Origin of the sequence: Streptomyces sp. NPDC029216 (assembly GCF_040648015.1) — a bacterium.
GTDB lineage: Bacteria > Actinomycetota > Actinomycetes > Streptomycetales > Streptomycetaceae > Streptomyces.
The window spans coordinates 38,970-55,443 of the sequence record NZ_JBEZWL010000021.1; the positions used below are offsets into that span (position 1 = coordinate 38,970).

15 protein-coding genes are annotated in these 16,474 nt (G+C 70.1%); 8 read left to right on the top strand and 7 right to left on the bottom strand.

The genetic code is table 11. The features are described from left to right. Positions 1-4 precede the first annotated feature (4 nt). A complete protein-coding gene (locus AB0F18_RS11330) occupies positions 5-193 on the top strand; it encodes a hypothetical protein (RefSeq protein ID WP_362057678.1) in 189 nt (62 codons plus the stop codon). A 949-nt stretch (positions 194-1,142) separates the two neighbouring features. On the opposite strand, the gene AB0F18_RS11335 is transcribed toward AB0F18_RS11330, so the two are convergent. Both AB0F18_RS11335 and AB0F18_RS11340 read right to left on the bottom strand, forming a co-directional pair. Next, positions 1,143-3,701 carry a GH32 C-terminal domain-containing protein gene (locus AB0F18_RS11335; protein WP_362057681.1) on the bottom strand — a complete coding sequence of 853 codons (2,559 nt, stop codon included), beginning with the start codon at positions 3,699-3,701 and terminating at the stop codon, positions 1,143-1,145. 221 nt (positions 3,702-3,922) lie between these two features. Further along, on the bottom strand, positions 3,923-4,894 hold the full coding sequence (locus tag AB0F18_RS11340) for a carbohydrate kinase (protein WP_362057684.1): 972 nt from the start codon (positions 4,892-4,894) through the stop codon (positions 3,923-3,925). Between the two features lie 294 nt (positions 4,895-5,188). Here AB0F18_RS11340 and AB0F18_RS11345 point away from each other — a divergent pair, with 294 nt between their 5' ends. From AB0F18_RS11345 to AB0F18_RS11360, 4 genes are all read left to right on the top strand, one after another. After that, positions 5,189-6,202 (top strand): sugar ABC transporter substrate-binding protein, encoded by a 1,014-nt coding sequence (locus tag AB0F18_RS11345; RefSeq protein WP_362057687.1) that lies wholly within the window; start codon positions 5,189-5,191, stop codon positions 6,200-6,202. Between the two features lie 226 nt (positions 6,203-6,428). After that, positions 6,429-7,424: an ABC transporter permease gene (locus AB0F18_RS11350; protein WP_362057690.1), complete on the top strand. Its 996-nt coding sequence runs from the start codon at positions 6,429-6,431 to the stop codon at positions 7,422-7,424. Further along, positions 7,421-8,254 (top strand): ATP-binding cassette domain-containing protein, encoded by an 834-nt coding sequence (locus AB0F18_RS11355; protein WP_362057693.1) that lies wholly within the window; start codon positions 7,421-7,423, stop codon positions 8,252-8,254. Before AB0F18_RS11350 ends, AB0F18_RS11355 begins: the two co-directional genes overlap by 4 nt. Positions 8,255-8,364: 110 nt before the next feature. Next, positions 8,365-9,426: a LacI family DNA-binding transcriptional regulator gene (locus AB0F18_RS11360; protein ID WP_362057696.1), complete on the top strand. Its 1,062-nt coding sequence runs from the start codon at positions 8,365-8,367 to the stop codon at positions 9,424-9,426. A 300-nt stretch (positions 9,427-9,726) separates the two neighbouring features. On the opposite strand, the gene AB0F18_RS11365 is transcribed toward AB0F18_RS11360, so the two are convergent. The 3 genes from AB0F18_RS11365 to AB0F18_RS11375 form a co-directional block, all read right to left on the bottom strand. Further along, positions 9,727-10,617, bottom strand: coding sequence for an alpha/beta hydrolase (locus AB0F18_RS11365; protein WP_362057699.1), 891 nt, complete (start codon positions 10,615-10,617; stop codon positions 9,727-9,729). Between the two features lie 82 nt (positions 10,618-10,699). Continuing rightward, the gene (locus tag AB0F18_RS11370) at positions 10,700-11,704 is read right to left on the bottom strand and encodes an NADP-dependent oxidoreductase (RefSeq protein ID WP_362057702.1); all 1,005 of its coding nucleotides are present in this window, start codon (positions 11,702-11,704) and stop codon (positions 10,700-10,702) included. 125 nt (positions 11,705-11,829) lie between these two features. Beyond that, on the bottom strand, positions 11,830-12,516 hold the full coding sequence (locus AB0F18_RS11375) for an SDR family oxidoreductase (RefSeq protein WP_362057705.1): 687 nt from the start codon (positions 12,514-12,516) through the stop codon (positions 11,830-11,832). Positions 12,517-12,631: 115 nt separating this feature from the next. Between AB0F18_RS11375 and AB0F18_RS11380 the strand changes: the two genes are divergently transcribed. Further along, positions 12,632-13,192 (top strand): TetR/AcrR family transcriptional regulator, encoded by a 561-nt coding sequence (locus tag AB0F18_RS11380; RefSeq protein WP_362057708.1) that lies wholly within the window; start codon positions 12,632-12,634, stop codon positions 13,190-13,192. A gap of 139 nt (positions 13,193-13,331) precedes the next feature. On the opposite strand, the gene AB0F18_RS11385 is transcribed toward AB0F18_RS11380, so the two are convergent. Then, positions 13,332-13,745, bottom strand: a complete 414-nt coding sequence (locus AB0F18_RS11385; RefSeq protein WP_362057711.1) for a beta-ketoacyl synthase N-terminal-like domain-containing protein — start codon at positions 13,743-13,745, stop codon at positions 13,332-13,334. A gap of 665 nt (positions 13,746-14,410) precedes the next feature. Here AB0F18_RS11385 and AB0F18_RS11390 point away from each other — a divergent pair. After that, entirely contained in the window at positions 14,411-15,034 is a 624-nt protein-coding gene (locus tag AB0F18_RS11390; RefSeq protein WP_362057714.1) for a DUF1326 domain-containing protein, read from the top strand. Positions 15,035-15,467: 433 nt separating this feature from the next. Then, positions 15,468-15,611, top strand: a complete 144-nt coding sequence (locus tag AB0F18_RS11395) for a hypothetical protein (protein ID WP_362057717.1) — start codon at positions 15,468-15,470, stop codon at positions 15,609-15,611. Positions 15,612-15,648: 37 nt separating this feature from the next. On the opposite strand, the gene AB0F18_RS11400 is transcribed toward AB0F18_RS11395, so the two are convergent. Beyond that, a complete protein-coding gene (locus AB0F18_RS11400; protein ID WP_362057719.1) occupies positions 15,649-16,407 on the bottom strand; it encodes an MBL fold metallo-hydrolase in 759 nt (252 codons plus the stop codon). Positions 16,408-16,474 lie beyond the last annotated feature (67 nt).

Below are 16,474 nucleotides of genomic sequence, written 5' to 3' on the forward strand. Positions count from 1 at the left end.
CGGCATGGCGTTGCGCCAGCCGACCCCGGGCGGCGCCAAGCGCCGCGAGCGGATTGCGCAGAAGACGGTGGGCGTCCTTCGGGTCGCTCCCTCCCGGTCCGTGCATCCCGAAGGCGAGCACGTCGCAGTACGCCTCCAGGTCGTCCCCGGAGTCGAGCCGATCGGCCAGCGTGCGCAGTTCTTCCATGCGTGAGATCAGCCGACGGGCCTGCGTGTAGTAGTCGGGGAACGGGTTGGGACAACGCTGGCAGCCCCCGGGCTCCGGAACGTCGGCCATGCTGCCGCGGTCCGGTACGCGCAGGCTGACGGCAGCCCGCTGCGGAGGTACCCGGAACGCCCCGCACGCCGCCGACAGGTGGAGCATCGAGCCGGTCGCTCCCTGCCGCAGCGGTACGTCCATTCCTGTCAGGGGGCCGAGTGGAACGTCGCGAGCTGTTGGAAGGGGTGCCTCGTCATGTGCTGCCACGCTCGCGGACACGCTCGTGAGCTCCTGCCCCCGGGATGCCGAAGATGTGCCACCCCAGCCTGTCGTACGCCCGAGGGCTACGGCGGGGCTTTCGCCGATCGAGTGACGGGAGGGCTGACCGGCCCCCTACGCAGCCTGTCGCATCACGGTTTCAGATCGACCGCGAGTATGATATGCGTCATAATTGGGTTGGGTGAGACTCCAGCCCGGTTTGGGAGACCAGTCCGGAGGTCCGGGGCGCGGAGGACGCACTCAATCTGTCCGAACCTCCCAAGTGGCACCTCGGAGTGACGACTTGTTGGGGACCACTTGGGGACCAGCACCTCTGCGCACAGGTGCACGGCACGCGCATTCATGCACGTCGCCCGCCCTCAAATCGCCCTGTATATTAGGATTTTGACCCCGACCCATCGATCTGGGGGTCAAGGGGTCGCAGGTTCAAATCCTGTCGTCCCGACTCTGCTTTTCGCAGGTCGGAGGCCGTTCTCTCATCCACGAGAGAACGGCCTTTCGTGCGTCCGGGGCCAGGGTGGTCGCAGTCCAGTCTGCGGCCGGTTCGCTGCGGCGCAGAAGGCCGGCGGCGCGAGGGAGCGGAGTGCGCCGAGGGCACCGGAGCGGTACGCCTCCACACCGTCAGCGGATCTGCACAGGTGGTTCAGTCGCGACACGCGTGTGGTCAGTCGCGGTACGACCGCACCTGCCAGACCTTGGCGCTGTCCAGGCGGGCGGAGCCGCCTTCGGCGAAGAGCCGGATCCCGCCGCTGTCCGGGCTCGGGAAGATCTGGTCCGTGATCACAGCCTCGCCGTCGCCGCCGAACACCTCGACGGAGGACCAGTCGACCAGGATGCGGAGCTCGACCTTGCCGTTCCGGGCCGTCAGCGGTGCGCGCTGGACGCCGGGGAAGTCGTCGTGGAAGTCCACCGCACCCGACTGTGTCCGGTCGACGTACAGCTCCTGGGTCTCGGTGTCGTAGCCGATGACCGTCTTCTGCCCCTCGCCCGTGCGGACCGTGAACCCGAACCGCTCGGCGTCACCCGGGGAGAACGTGGCCCGGATGTCGAGCGCCTTGCCGTCGGCACGGCCGCCTGCCAGTGGTACGGAGCCTTCCGTGATCTTCACGTCGCGCACACCGACCGCGGGTCCGGCGTACAGCGACTCCACCTTGGACACCGGCTGCTGCGTGAGCCGGAGCTGGCCGTTCACAGTGCGCAGCGCCATCTCGCGCGGAATGCTCTGCGCGCTGCGCCAGGGGGAGGTCGGAATGTCGTTACCGTACTGCCAGTTGTTCATCCAGCCGATCATGCGGCGCTTGCCGTCCGGGGCGTCCTCCCAGGAGACGGCCGCGTAGTAGTCCTTGCCGTGGTCGACCCAGGACGCCCGCCGGACGCTCGGGATCGCCGGCTGGTCGGCGGCGACGAAGTGGTCGGCCAGGATGTGGCCCCAGCCGCCCCGGTTCATGTCGACGATCTGGACGACGGCTTGCTTGCCCTGGTGTGCACGCAGGTCGAAGGACGCCCAGTCCAGGCTGCCGCCGTTCCCGCCGGTCTCGCTCTGGACGACCTCGCCGTCGATGACGAGATCGACCACCGTTTCAGTCGAGCGGGGCCGTGCCGGGGTGTCGGACTGCATCACCTGGTCAAGCAGGATGTGACCCCAGCCGCCGGTGTTCTGGTCGACGATCTCGATGCGCGCAGTCCGGCCGGCGAGGTCGCCGACGTCCCAGGAGGTCCAGTTGAGCTCTTCCGAGTCGGTGCCGGTCGCGCTGCGCACGGTCTTGCCGTCGACGACGAGCCGGACCGCGGTGGGCGCGGCGGAGCCCGAGGGGTGATGGCCGCCGCCGAGGAGGAGGTTGATGTGCCTCGCGGTGAGGGTGAACTCGGGCGAGGTGAGCGTGCCCGTGGTCGCGTCGCCGTCGAGGAAGCTGTTCACCAGGCCCTCGCCGTCGTGGCCGGTCACCGTGTTCTGCCCGGGGAGCGTGCCGCGTGCGGGGCCGTTGCCGAAGGCGGTGCCCGTGGTGGTCCAGGAGCCGTAGCCGTCCTGCTCGAAGTCGGCGAGTACCTCTCCCGCGGGCGCGGGAGAGTCGCCCATCACCGAGCCGGGCACATGCGGGTGACGGCCGCCGGCCACCTTGAAGTTGAGGTAGTCGCTGTCGACGGTGAACGGCGGTGAGGTGAGGGTGCCGGTCTCGACGTCGCCGCCCCGGAAGCTGTCGACGAACCCCCGGCCCTCGACCCCGCTCGTGCCCGACGTGCCGGGCGCGGGCGCGGGGACCGGTCCGTCGCCGAATGCCGTGCCGGCCGTCTGCCAGGTGCCGTAGTCGTCCCCCTCGAAGTCCTGCACCACCACTCCGGGCGGTGGCGTGTAGGAGCCGTCGTCGTCGGCCGTGAACCGCTTGCCGTCGAAGTCGCCCACGAAGTACTGGGCGGCTGAACCACCGGCGATGCCACCGGGGTTGATGTTGACGACGAGCACCCACTTGATGCGCTTGGGGTCGCCGTCGACGGGCAGCGGGAACAGGTCCGGGCACTCCCAGACGCCGCCCACCGCGTTCTGCGGGCCGAAGTCGCTCTGATGCGTCCAGTTCTTGAGGTCCTTGGAGGAGTAGAACCGGACTTGGTGCTCGGCGGACAGCGACACCGTCATCAGCCAGCTCTGGGTGGGCGCGTACCACTGGACCTTGGGATCGCGGAACTCCTTCGACCCGATGTCGAGCACGGGGTTCCCGGCGTACTTGGTCCAGGTGCGGCCGCGGTCGGTGCTGTATGCCAGGGACTGGGCCTGCTTGCCGCCGTCCTTGAAGTGGCTCGTGTAGACGGCCACCATCGCGGGATTCTCCTTGCTCCCGAACCCCGTGGTGTTGTCGCGGTCGACGACGGCGCTGCCGGAGAAGATCATCTCCGTGTCGTCGTGCGGGATGGCGAGCGCGAGTTCCTGCCAGTGCACCAGATCCTTGCTGACGGCGTGGCCCCAGGACATGTTGCCCCAGGTGTCGCCGCTCGGGTTGTACTGGTAGAAGAGGTGGTACTCGCCCTGGAACCAGACCAGTCCGTTGGGGTCGTTCATCCAGTTCTTCGCGGGACTGAAGTGGAACTGGGGGCGGTACGTCTCCGTGTAGGGCCGGCTGACCTCCGCCGCCGCCTGCGGGGCGACGGCGGAGACGGTCAGCGCGCAGGTCGCGGCCGCGGCGGCGACGAGGCGCAGCAGGACACGACGACGTGCGGGGGCTGGGCTCATGGTTCCTCCTGCGCTGTGGGCGGCGGCGTGTCCGCGTCCGCTGCGGCGGTACGACGCCGGGGGATTCGCAGTGCCGGGCGGTGAGGGCGACCCGGAAAACGGAATGTCATCGGAATGTCATCGATGACATGTGACAGCGATGACATTCACTGGGGAGTGATGATGTGCGGTCTCCCGGCGGCGCGTCAATGCGCTGGGCCGAGTTCGTTCGGTCCGCCCGTTCAGCCGGCGGTGCGTCCGGCCGCGGGTGTCGGCAGCCGCAACTGGCCGGCCCACGGCGGGTTCGGCCCGACGGCGCCGCAGGTCAGTGCCGCTACCCGGGAGGCGAAAGCGCAGGCGTCGAAGACGTCGTCGACCCGCAGATCCGTCAGGCGCCCACCGAGGAGCCCCTTGGCGCCGAGATGGTGCAGGAGCCCTGCGGTGAAGGAGTCGCCGGCGCCGACGGTGTCGACCACGTCGGTCAGGGGCGCCGGTACGACAACCCGCTCGCCGTCCAGCGAGGCGACCGCGCCGCGCTCCCCGCGGGTGATCACGACGAGCGGGACGCCCGCCGCATGCCAGGCGTCGCAGGCTCGCTCGATCGTGTACTCGGGCAGCAGCAGTTCCAGGTCGTCCTGGCTCAGCCGGAGGATGTCCGCGAACGCGCACCAGCGCGGCAGGCGTTCGCGGTAGACCTTCAGTCCCACGAGCAGCGGCCGGACGTTGGGGTCGACGCAGATGGTGGCCGTGGCGGAGGCGCGGGCGAGGAACTCCTCCACGACCGTGCCGCCGGGCTCGCGCACCAGGGCCAGGGAGCCCGAGTGCAAGCAGGCGGTGGAGGCGAGGTCCGTCGCGGCGAGTTCGTCCGCCGTCCACTGCCAGTCCGCGGTGCCCTGGGCGCGGAAGGAGTACGTCGCCCGGCCCTGGGCGTCGAGTTCGGCGACGGCCAGCGTGCTGGGCTCAGGTGCGTGTATGGCGGCAGTGAGATCGACACCCGAGGCCTCCAGGTGACCACGGAACAGGCGGCCGAAGACGTCGTCGGACAGCCGCGCCAGGAAGCGGGCGGGTGTGCCCAAGCGGGCGAGCGCCACGGCCGTGTTCGCCGGACCGCCGCCCGGCAGGACCCGCAGGGCAAGCTCGCCCGGCGTGGGTGCGGGGACGGTGAAGGCGTCCGCGACGCATTCTCCGAGGACGGTGACCAGAGGTAGGCGCATTGGTCATTCTCTCCAGGTGGGCAGCGCGAGAAGGCTGCGATTGCAAGGGGCCTTGAGGAACCTCAGGGAGAGCGCTGCTCTCAATGTGAGGCGGTGAGGGCGGCGTTGCCGATTTGTGACGGCGCCAAGGCATTGACGTTTCCCGGTGATGGAGTTCATCATCCTCCGCAAGTGGTGTCAACGATGACATGAGTCAACGATGACACCGGCAGCCAGTGTGCTCGACGGCAGCAGTCCCCTCGCAGCCCTTCGATCCGCGCGGCCGTTCCGCCCTCGTCCAGCAGGAGATCAGTCATGCTTCGCAGAAACCGCACCGTCCGCACCTCCATCGGATTCACCGCTCTCGCCGCCGTCTCGGCGCTGACCCTGACGGCCTGCGGCTCCGGTGCGCAGGGAGGGTCCGGCGGCGGTGGAACCAAGGTCGGGCTGATCACCAAGACGGACACGAACCCGTTCTTCGTGAAGATGAAGGAGGGCGCCGAGCAGGCTGCGAAGGACAACGGCGTCGACCTCGTCAGTGCGGCCGGGAAGTTCGACGGCGACAACGCGGGCCAGGTCACCGCCATCGAGAACATGGTCAACTCCGGTGTGAAGGGCATCCTCATCACGCCCAACGACTCCAAGGCGATCGTCCCCGCCCTCGAGAAGGCACGCGCCAAGGGCGTCCTGGTCATCGCGCTCGACAGCCCGACCGAGCCGCAGGACGCCACCGACGCCCTCTTCGCCACCGACAACGTCAAGGCGGGCGAGCTCATCGGCCGGTACGCCAAGGCCGCCATGGCCGGCAAGGAGGCGAAGATCGCCACCCTGGACCTCGCACCCGGCGTCGCGGTGGGTGTTCAGCGCCACCAGGGCTTCCTCAAGGGCTTCGGCATCGCGGAGGGCGACCCGTCGGTGGTGTGCATGCAGGACACCGGCGGCGACCAGGCCAAGGGTCAGACAGCGATGGAGAACTGCCTTCAGAAGTCCCCGGACATCAGCGTCGTGTACACGATCAACGAGCCGGCCGCGCTGGGCGCCTACACCGCGCTCAAGGCGAAGGGCCTGGAGACGAAGGTCCTGGTCGTCTCCGTCGACGGCGGCTGCGCCGGTACGAAGGCCGTCAAGGAAGGCAAGATCGCGGCGACCTCGCAGCAGTACCCGCTCGAGATGGCGTCCCAGGGCGTCAAGGCGGTCGCCGACTTCGCCAAGGGCGGCAAGAAGGCCTCCGGCTACACGGACACCGGCGTCACGCTCATCACCGGCGCGGCGAAGCCGGGTGTCGACGCCAAGGACACCGCGTACGGCCTGGAGAAGTGCTGGGGCTGAGCCCCGGTAACAGGGCGCGCCGCGGAAGTCCTCGCCCGGCCGGCCGCTCCCGCGGCCGAACCCTCCGAACCCGGCCTCCCCGTCCCTGAGGTCGCACTGCCCGCGCCCTTCCGGGGATCAGCCTCGCGGCACTCTCCGGCGAACGCCTCCTGCGGCGAACAGCCCTCCGGCACGTCACCGTGACGAACCCCGCTCCGCCGACCGTCGACCACCTGCAAGGACCACCATGACTGCCACACCCCTGCCCTACGACCAGCTGAAAGGACCGACCACGGTCCGCCGGCTGTTCGCCACACCGACCACGGGCCCACTCGTCGCCCTGCTGCTGGCCTGCGTCTTCTTCTCCCTGACGGCCGAGCAGTTCCTCTCCGGCGGCAACTTCTCGCTGATCGTCCAGCAGGTCATGGTCGTGGGCACGCTGGCCATCGGTCAGACCCTGATCATCCTCACCGCCGGCATCGACCTCTCCTGCGGTGCCGTCATGGCGTTCGGCAGCATCGTCATCGCCAAGACGGCTGCCGAGGGCGGCCTGCCACCACTCGCCGCGATCACTCTCGGCCTGGTCGTCAGTGCGGTCTTCGGCCTGGTCAACGGCCTGCTGGTGCAACTGATCCCCCTCCCGCCGTTCATCGTCACCCTCGGCATGCTGAACGTGGCGTTCGCCCTGACCCACATCTACTCGGCCGAGCAGACGATCACCAACCTCCCGGCGCCGTTGACCGCCCTCGGTGAGACCTTCCCGCTCGGAAACACCGACATCACCTACGGCTCGCTCGTGACGATCGCCCTGTTCCTGCTCTTCGCCTACGCGCTGAGCGGCACGTCCTGGGGTCGGCACGTGTACGCGATCGGCGACAGCCCCGAGGCCGCCCGCCTCAACGGCATCCGCACCTCCCGGCTGACGATCGGCCTCTACACCCTGGCCGGAGTCGTCTACGGAATCGCCGCACTGCTCCTGATATCCCGCACGGGTGTCGGCGACCCGCAGGCCGGCCAGACCGACAACCTGGACAGCATCACCGCCGTCGTCCTCGGCGGCACCAGCCTCTTCGGCGGGCGCGGCTCCGTCCTCGGCACCTTCATCGGCGTCCTCATCGTCGGTGTGTTCCGCAACGGCCTCCAGCTGATGGGCGTCGCATCCATCTACCAGACCCTGATCACCGGGGTGCTGGTGATCCTGGCCGTCACCGTAGACCAGATCTCCCGGAGGAAGGCACGATGAGCACTGCCGATGTCACGCCCGTGCTCCAGGCCCGAGGCCTGGTCAAGCGGTACGGCCATGTCACCGCCATCGACGGCGCCGACTTCGACCTGCTGCCCGGCGAGGTCCTCGCCGTCATCGGCGACAACGGCGCCGGAAAGACGAGCCTGATCAAAGCCCTCACGGGTGCGCTCACCCCCGACGAGGGCGAGATCCGGCTGAACGGCGAACCCATCAGGTTCACCGGGCCGCAGAGCGCCCGGCAGCACGGCATCGAGACCGTCTACCAGGACCTGGCCGTCGCCGCCTCCATGGACATCGCCTCCAACATGTTCCTCGGGCGCGAACTGCGCCGGCCGGGCTTCCTCGGCAGCGCGCTGCGCATGCTCGACAAGAAGCGCATGCGCCAGGAGGCAGCGGCCCACATGGCCGACCTCAAGATCGGACTGCGGTCGCTGACGCAGCCGGTGGAGACGCTCTCCGGCGGTCAGCGCCAGGCCGTGGCGGTCGCGCGGTCCGTAGCCTGGGCCAAGAGCGTCGTCGTGATGGACGAGCCCACCGCCGCACTGGGCGTCAAGGAGTCGGGGCAGGTCCTCGACCTGATCCGCCGAGTCCGCGACAAGGGCATGCCCGTGGTACTGATCAGCCACAACATGCCTCATGTCTTCGAGATCGCCGACCGGATCCACATCCACCGACTCGGCCGTCGCGAGGCGCTGATCAAGCCGTCCGACCATTCCATGGCGGAGGTCGTCGCAATCATGACGGGGGCGCTCAGGGTGAGCGACGATGGAGGTACCGTCGTTGCCGACGCGGATGCCGCCGAAGCGGCAGGCGTGTCCGCCCACTGAGTTGCCGCAGGGGCAACGCCGCGCAGACCACAGGGTCGCCGCACAGGCAGGACAGCGGGACCGGCCCCGGGCAGGGGCCGGTCCGGAAGAACGCACAGGAACGGTGGTACATGGCCGCGAACCGCCGCCCCACACTGGCCGATGTCGCCAGAGAAGTGGGCGTCAGCGCCAAGACGGTGTCCAGGGTGCTCAACGAGGACGGGCCGAGTTCCCCGGAGACCCGCGAGCGCGTGCTCGCCGCGGTCGCGAAGCTGGGCTTCCAGCCGAACCTGATGGCCCGCAACATCCGTGTCGGGGGCCCCGACACCACCGTCGGCCTGGTCGTGCCCGACCTCGGCAACCCCTTCTTCGGCACCGTCGCCGGCGGCATAGAGGACCTCGTACGCAGCCGGGGGCTCACCCTCCTCATGGGCTCGTCGGCCGAAGACCCGGACCGGGAACGGGCCTTGATCCAAACCTTCCTCGCCCGGCGCGTCAGCATGCTGATGGTCGTCCCCGCGTTCGGAGCCGATCACAGCCATCTCAAGGCACCCCGCGCGGCCGGTCTGCCGGTGGTGTTCCTCGACCGGCCGGGAGTCGGACTGTCCGCCGACTGCGTCGTCAGCTCCAACCGGACCGGCGTCCACGAGGGCATCGCCCACCTCATCGCCCGCGGCCACCGCCGGATCGGCTTCATCGGAGACCTTCCCGCCAAGCTCTACACCCGGCGCGAGCGGCTCGCCGGCTACCGCTCGGCGCTCGCCGAGGCCGGCCTGCCGTACGACCGGACCCTGGTGACCGGCGCCCACAGCCAGGACGCGGCCGCCGCCGAGATCACCGCGCTGCTCGACCTGCCGCATCCTCCCACCGCCCTGTTCGCGGCGAACAACATCATGGCCCTCGGGACCTTCGCCCAGCTCACCCGCGCAGGGCGCAAGGACATTGCCCTGGTCACCTTCGACGACCTCCCGCTAGCCGATGTCCTCGAGCCCGCCCTGACCGTCGTGGCCCAGGACCCGGTGGCCATCGGCGAGGCGGCGGCCAGGACCGCACTCGCCCGCCTCGACGGCGACCGCACCCGCGCTCGGACCATCATGGTCCCCACCCGACTGGTGGTCCGCGGCTCCAGCGAACTCCCTCCGTACCCCGCCCAGCAGGCGCCGGCCGGCCGGACCGGGCGAGGGCGGGGGTGACCGGATCTGTCGGACGTGGGCCGGGACGCGTGCGGCGGCCTTGAGGGAGGAGGACGGCACGACGAGGGCGTAGCGCGTGTGCGGGTCCTGGCTCGTCATGCGGCGCAGCAGTTGGCCATAGGCGTCGGCGTCGGTGCCTTTCTCACTGGTGCGGCCCTTGGCCTCACAGATCAGCCGTTCCCAGCCGCGTACGGCTTCCAGGCCGGTCCACCGGGGAGTTGACTTCGAGGCTGGGCCGGCTCGCCCGGGGCCGCCCCGCCCGGTCGCGCCGCGTCCGGGACGGACGGCGGGGGATGTGCATCAGCGGTCAGGCGCCGGGCGTGCTTCGAGGAATGCGAGGGCCCTGGCCACGAACGCTTCGTGGAACTGGAAGATTCCGCCGTGTCCGGCGTCCGGGTAGAGGGGGACGAGTTCGCCCCGGGGCAGCCGTGCGGCGAGGTCGAGCGTGTTCTCACTCGGCACCATCCGGTCGCTCTCGCCGTTGGACACCAGGACTGGCTGGCGGATGCGGGTCAGGTCGGCCGACGGCTGGAGGCCCCACCGGTGGATGGCCTTCAGCTGGGCGCGGAACGACCTCAGCGAGATGGCTTTGTCGCGGTGGTCCGTGCGCTCCTTCAGCCGTTCCAGGAAGGCGCGCGCTTCCCTTCGGCCGTGTTCAGTGTCGGTGAAGAAGAGGAACTGCTTGGGGTCCTTGCGGGTCAGGAAGCCCTTCAGGATGTCCCGGAGAGTGAGTGCGGTGACCTTGTCGATGCCCGGGCCTCCGGCGGGGCCTGTGCCCGCGAGGATGACCCTGCGCACCAGCTGCGGTTCCCCGGCTGCGATGACCTGGGCGATGAAGCCGCCCATCGACAGGCCGAGCAGGTCGACCTGCTCGAAGCCCAGGGCTCGGATGAACAGCACCGCATCGCGGGCCATCGCTTCAATGGTGTCGGGCGTGGAGCCGCCCGACGCACCGACTCCGCGGTTGTCGAAGGTGATGACCCGGCGCCGGGCGGCGAGTCCGTCGACGACGCGGGGGTCCCAGTCGTCCAGGACCGCGGTGAGGTGGTGGAGCATGATCAGCGGTACGCCGTCTCCTGCCGGACCGAGCTGCCGGTAGACGAAGTCGACGCCGCGCACGGACACCGAACGAGTCGGCGCCTCCTTGTACGACGACGGGGCGGGCGTGGGGGAACTGCGTGGTGCGTTCATGACCGGTTCCTGTGCGGATGGGAGTGGCGGGAGGCGGAATCCTCTCGTCGCTGAGGCGTACGGGTGGCGGGGTGGGGGTCTCTCACCTCATCGCGACGACGACCTTGCCGGCTTTGGCGCGGCCCTTCTCGGCGTACTCCATCGCCTCGCGGGTCTGCTCGAAGGGGAAGACACGGTCGACGACGGGACGGATCTCTCCGGCGTCGACGAGCCGGGTGAGTTCGCGCAGCCGCTCGCCGTCGGCCTTCATGAACAGGAAGGAGTAGGTGACGCCCTGGCGCTTGGCATGGCGCCGGGTCTTCCAGCTCAGCGCGTTCATCGCCTGCCGCAGGACCAGGTTCGCGCCCAGCTCGCGGGCGAAGTCCGCGTCGGGAGGCCCCGCGATGCTGATGATCTTCCCGCCGGGCCTGAGGACCCGCAGGGACTTCTCCAGGGTCTCGCCGCCGAGGGTGTCCAGGACGACGTCATAGCCGTCCAGGACCTCCTCGAAGTCCTGGGCGCGGTAGTCGATGACGACGTCCGCGCCGAGCTCCTTGACCAGGCCGGCGTTGGCCGCGCCGGCGGTGGTGGCCACGTGCGCGCCCAGATGCCTGGCCAGCTGGATGGCGATGGTGCCCACTCCGCCGGAACCCGCGTGGATCAGGACCTTCTGCCCCGGCTGGACCTGCGCCCTCTCGACCAGTGCCTGCCACGACGTCAGACCGACCAGGGGAAGGGAGGCGGCCTCTTCCATGGTGAGGGTGGCCGGCTTGGATGCCAGGTCGTTCTGGTGGACGGCGATGAGTTCGGCGAAGGTACCGATGCGGTCCTTGTCGGGCCGGGCGTAGACCTCGTCACCCACCGCGAACCGGGTGACGGCCGAGCCGACCTGGACCACCACTCCGGCGAGGTCGTTGCCCAGCACGAGAGGGAGGCGGTACGGGAGGATCATCCTGAAGGCACCGTCGCGGATCTTGAAGTCCAGCGGGTTGACGCTCGCCGCATGGATCTTGACCAGCACGTCGTCGGCGCCCGGCTCCGGATCAGGCATCTCGGCGGCGCGCACCGCGGACTGGTCACCGTACTTCTCGATCGAGTAGGCCTTCATCGCCGTCTCCCTGTCTCGTCCGCACAGGGACGGGATCTCCGCTCGCTTCGGCTGCCCCGGTGCGAGATGCTTTCTGGCATTCACTGCTGGTTCATGACGCCCCACGCCGATGCGGCGGGCGCGCCTCACGCTGCGTTCGGCGATGCGGCCAGGCTCCGCTTCACGTGTCGGGTGGTCTCGTCGGCGAGGATCTCGGGCAGTCCTCGCTCGATGTCGGACAGGGCCTGGGCGGCGACCTCGGCAGGGTCGGCCTTCTGGTCGGCGGGAACGCCGACGGCCATGTCCGTGTCCATGTATCCGACGTGCAGCGCCGACACGGTGATGCCGCGGGGCGCCAGCTCTTCTCGGGTCGCGCCGGTCAGCGCCCATGCCGCGGCCTTCGCCGCGGCGTAGGCGCCGAGGTCGGCCGGGTGCAGCCAGGACAGGACCGACAGCACGTTGAGCACGGCGCCGCCGCCGTTGGACTCGATGACCGGGGCGAAAGCCCGCGTCACGGCGAGCGGGCCGAAGAAGTTCACCTCCATCTCCAGGCGCACCACGTCCGGGCTGCCCGCGATCAACGGCGTTCCGGTGGAGATGCCGGCATTGTTGACCAGCAGCGTCGCGTCGGAGGCGGTGTGAGCCGCCACCCGGATCGACTCCGCGTCCGTCACGTCGAGCCGCAGCGGGATGACACCCGGAAGGTCCACCGTTTCGGGGCGACGGGCCGCCGCGTACACCTTGGCCCCGCGTTCCACGAGCTGGGCGGCCAGATGCCGCCCGAGCCCCCGGTTGGCGCCGGTGACCACTGCTACCGCGTCCTTCAGTTCCATGCCCACTCCCAGCGCCACGGCCGCCGTCAAGCGACCCACAGAAATTAGATTACGAGTGCAATCTAAGCACTGGTCTAAGATAGATGCCAGTCGACATCCAATCGGGAGGTGGCCGATGGCCCGCGTATCGCAGGCGCAGGCGCAGGAGAACCGCCGGCGGGTCGTTGAAACCGCGTCCCGCCTGTTCCGGGAACAGGGGACCCACGTAAGCGTCGCCGACCTCATGAAGGCGGCCGGTATGACCCACGGCGGCTTCTACAAGCAGTTCGCCTCCAAGGAGGCACTCATCGACGAAGCCACCGCCCACGCGTTCGGCGAACTCGCCCAGCACCACAGGGACGGGCTCGATCAGTACGCCGGGCAGCGCGACGCCGCCCAGCGGGCGCTGATCGACACCTACCTCTCCACCGAGCACCGCGACAGCGCGGCAGACGGGTGCCCCGCCGCCGCACTCGCCACCGACATGGCCCGCGACGGCGGAGAAAGCGAGGCCCGCCGCGTCTACACCCAGGGAGTGGGCGACTTCGCCGACTGGCTCGACACCAAGGACCATGACGGCATCACCCGGTTGTGCACCATGCTCGGCGCACTCGTCCTGTCCCGGGCCACCAAAGGCTCCGCGCTCTCCGAGGAGATCCTCACCACCGCACGCGAGGCACTGACGGCCACCAACTGACCGGAACCACCGTGCAGGGCGCCACGCCGCGGGCAGGGTGCGATTCTTCGCACCCTGCCGTCATCCCCTGCGCCACGGGGAAAGACGTGATCGGCGAGGCTGAGCGTAGGCCGAGGCGGGAGCCCTGGTCGCGTGACGATCACCCATGCTGGCCGCGACGCCGGGAGGCTGGGCGGTGGGCGGTGGGCTGGTCGTCGTCTTGCGGATCCGATGCGGGCCGCAGGATTGGTCTTGGATTCGGGTTGGCGGCTCGTCGAGTCCCCAGCCCCTGGGTTCCGAGGCCATCGCGGTCGACCAAACCCAGGGCTTCCTTGGCGGCGATGACGGCCAGCCGGCTGGAGCGGTCCAGGCGGTGCGCGGTACGGCGGCCCAGGACGCCGGCGGCGTCGAAGTGGGGCAGGGAGCAGCAGAAGTCGACGGGCAGACCGGCCGGCTGGTCGCTGGTGGCGGCTGTCGACTTACCGTCCAGGACTCCTTCCCAGGTGGCCTCCACGCCGATCCCGGCAGGAGTGAGCATGCCGAGCCCGGTGACGGCGATGGCGGGGCCGTTCACCGCACACCTCCGCCGTGTGCGGCCAGGCAGGGAAGGGCGATGGGGGAGGCGGTTGCGGGGGTTGGGCGTGTCACGGTTTACGCCTGCTGCGGCTGGGCGCCGTGCGTGAGCTGAAGGTGCGGTCGATGGTTCCGCGGGACGTCGCTCGGTGCTGGAGAACGGTGGGCCCGGCGGGGCACGAACGGCTCGCCGACGATCCTGATCGACCGCACCACCCCCCTTCGCGCTGCCCGGAGCCACGCCAAGCATGTCCGAGGAGAGGGGCCTGCGGGCACTGCACCAGCGGGTGCTGCGTTCCTTCGGCGCGACCGGGAGCGCACCCGGCCAGGAGGCTCTGGCAGCGGTCGCCCCGGAGGCCGGCCGGGGACCGTCTCACACCCCGCACCCGCAGCGGCACCATGTGTCACCGTGAGTCGGCCCTGCCCGCTGCGCCCGGCACCCGAGGCTTGGGCTGTTCCGGCGATCGAGACACCCGGCGGCGGCCGCGGACGGTTTACAGACCACGTCGAGCACGCCTAGCGTGAAAGTACCGGCGCTCCCCGACCGATCCCGTGGAGCGGAGCACATCGCCATGCCCACCTCCCGCTCACCACCGACCCACCCAGCCCCGACGCCGTCCGGAAGGGCCGGACGACGGGGTCCTCGAGCGAGAGGAGACCGGTTCCATGACGTACACCATCTCAGGGCAGTACCTGGCCAGCTGCTCGTGTGCCGTGATCTGCGGCTGCAGCGTCGACGCCCAGCCGAGGGACGCGCAGGGCGGCACCGAGTGCCGGGGCGCGGCGGTGTTCCACATCGCCGACGGGCGGTTGGACGACACCGACCTCTCCGGGGTCGACTTCGCCTTCTACAACCACTTCCCCTCCCACCTGACGGCCGGCGACTGGAAGGTCGGGGTCGTCATCGACAGCGCCGCCAGCGACGAGCAGGCCGACGCGCTCGGCCGGATCCTCTCCGGCAGCGAGGGCGGCATGCTGGGTGAACTCGCGCAGTTCATCGGCGAATTCGTGGGCACCGAACGCGGCGAGATCTCGCTCACCGACGGTGAGCGGCCGGGCGCGAGCGTCGCCGGGCGCACCCGGCTGACGTACGAGCCGCTGCTCGGCGCCGACGACGCGCCGACCACGGTCAAGAACGCGATGTTCGGCTTCGCCGCCGAGTACGGGATCGGCCGTACCAGCGGCACCTCGTCCGCCTTCGGTCTGGATTTCGAACCGGCCTACGGCGAGAAGGCCGACTTCGTCTTCAGCAGCGAGCCGGCGGCGGGGGCGCCCAAGGGGCGCGCGTGAACCGCGCCGCCACACCGTGGAGGAGGCCGCAAGGCCTCCTCCACCTCTGCCCGCCACCGTCTTCCCGATCGCCCCTGGTCAACCAGGGATCGGCGCTCTTCGCCGGTACCGCCGCACAGATCCACTTCCCGGCCTGCGGGTCGCGGTCGACCAGGCCTCCGGTGAGCGCCGGCCCGCCGTACGCCGGCAGCCCGAACGCCGTCCACGCCAGCAGGTACCCGCCGAGGAACTCGGTGATCCGCACCGCCCGCGTCATGCCGCTCGACTGCCGGGCGATGCCCCTGGCCCCCGGGCCGGGGCGGGTCGATGGAGGGACACCGGAACGGGGCTGAGGCGGGTGGCGCGTGGGCGTCGACGTGACGGCGGAGCGGGTGATCCCGCTGCCGTGCGCGCGGGTCGCGGCCTTCGGAACGGACTGGCGCCATGACGCGGAGTGGACGCAGGGCATCCGGACGGCGGCACCCTGGCCCGCATCCGCGTCCAGGGTGACGCCTGCGGCCTGTACGGTCTCGCGGCGCCGATCATGGCACGCAAGGCGCGATCCTCGACCTTCGCCGCCGGCCTGCCGCCCAAGTGAACGCCGGACCGAACTCGGTCAGGGTCTTCAGCGCCGGTCAGGCCTTTGCGTCTTCCGCACGGGTGCGGATCCGCCCCGCCGCTTGGAGCCGGGACAACCGCTGGTGTTCCCGGGAGGCCCAGCGTCGTACGCGGTCGGGGGCGAGGGGTGTGCCGTGGCCGACGTGGAGTCTGGTGGGGTTCAGGTCGAGCATCTTGTGCAGGCTGGCGAGGTTGAGCAGCGGGTCGTCGTGGAAGGGCGGGTTGGCGGGCCGGCCGCGTACGAGGCCGAAGAAGGAGTTGGCGATCAAGTCACCGGCGACGAGGTCGCCCTGGTCCGTGAGGACGGAGATCGATCCGGCGGTGTGCCCCGGGGTGGGCATGATGCGCGCTGCGATCCCGAAGTCCTCCAGGTCGGTCTCGCCGGTCACGAGGACGTCGGGTTCGAACGGTTCGACCTGCAGGTGCAGGTCCTTGTTCTTGGCCATGAGGCGGCCCATCGGACCCGTGGGCAGGTACGGCTCCCGGACCCGGCCGGTACGGAACGGACCGAGGTCCGCGATGTGTCCCGCCACCGGCGCCCCGGTGAGGCGGTGCAGTTCGGCGGCGGAGCCGAAGTGGTCGATGTGCCCGTGCGTGACGATGATCAACGACACGTCGGCGGGGTCCACACCGTGGGCGGCGACCTGGTCGCGGATCCTCCGGCCACTGCCGGGTGTTCCGGCGTCGACGATGACGGGCCGGCGGCCCAGCAGCAGGTAGGCGTTGATGTTGTGCCGGCCCATGACGGGGATCGGGACGACCTTGGTTCGGGACACGGTTCTCTCCTCGGGCATGGCTGTCTTCCGCCGCGCGGTGGTTCGCGGGCGGTCGGGATGGGGACGG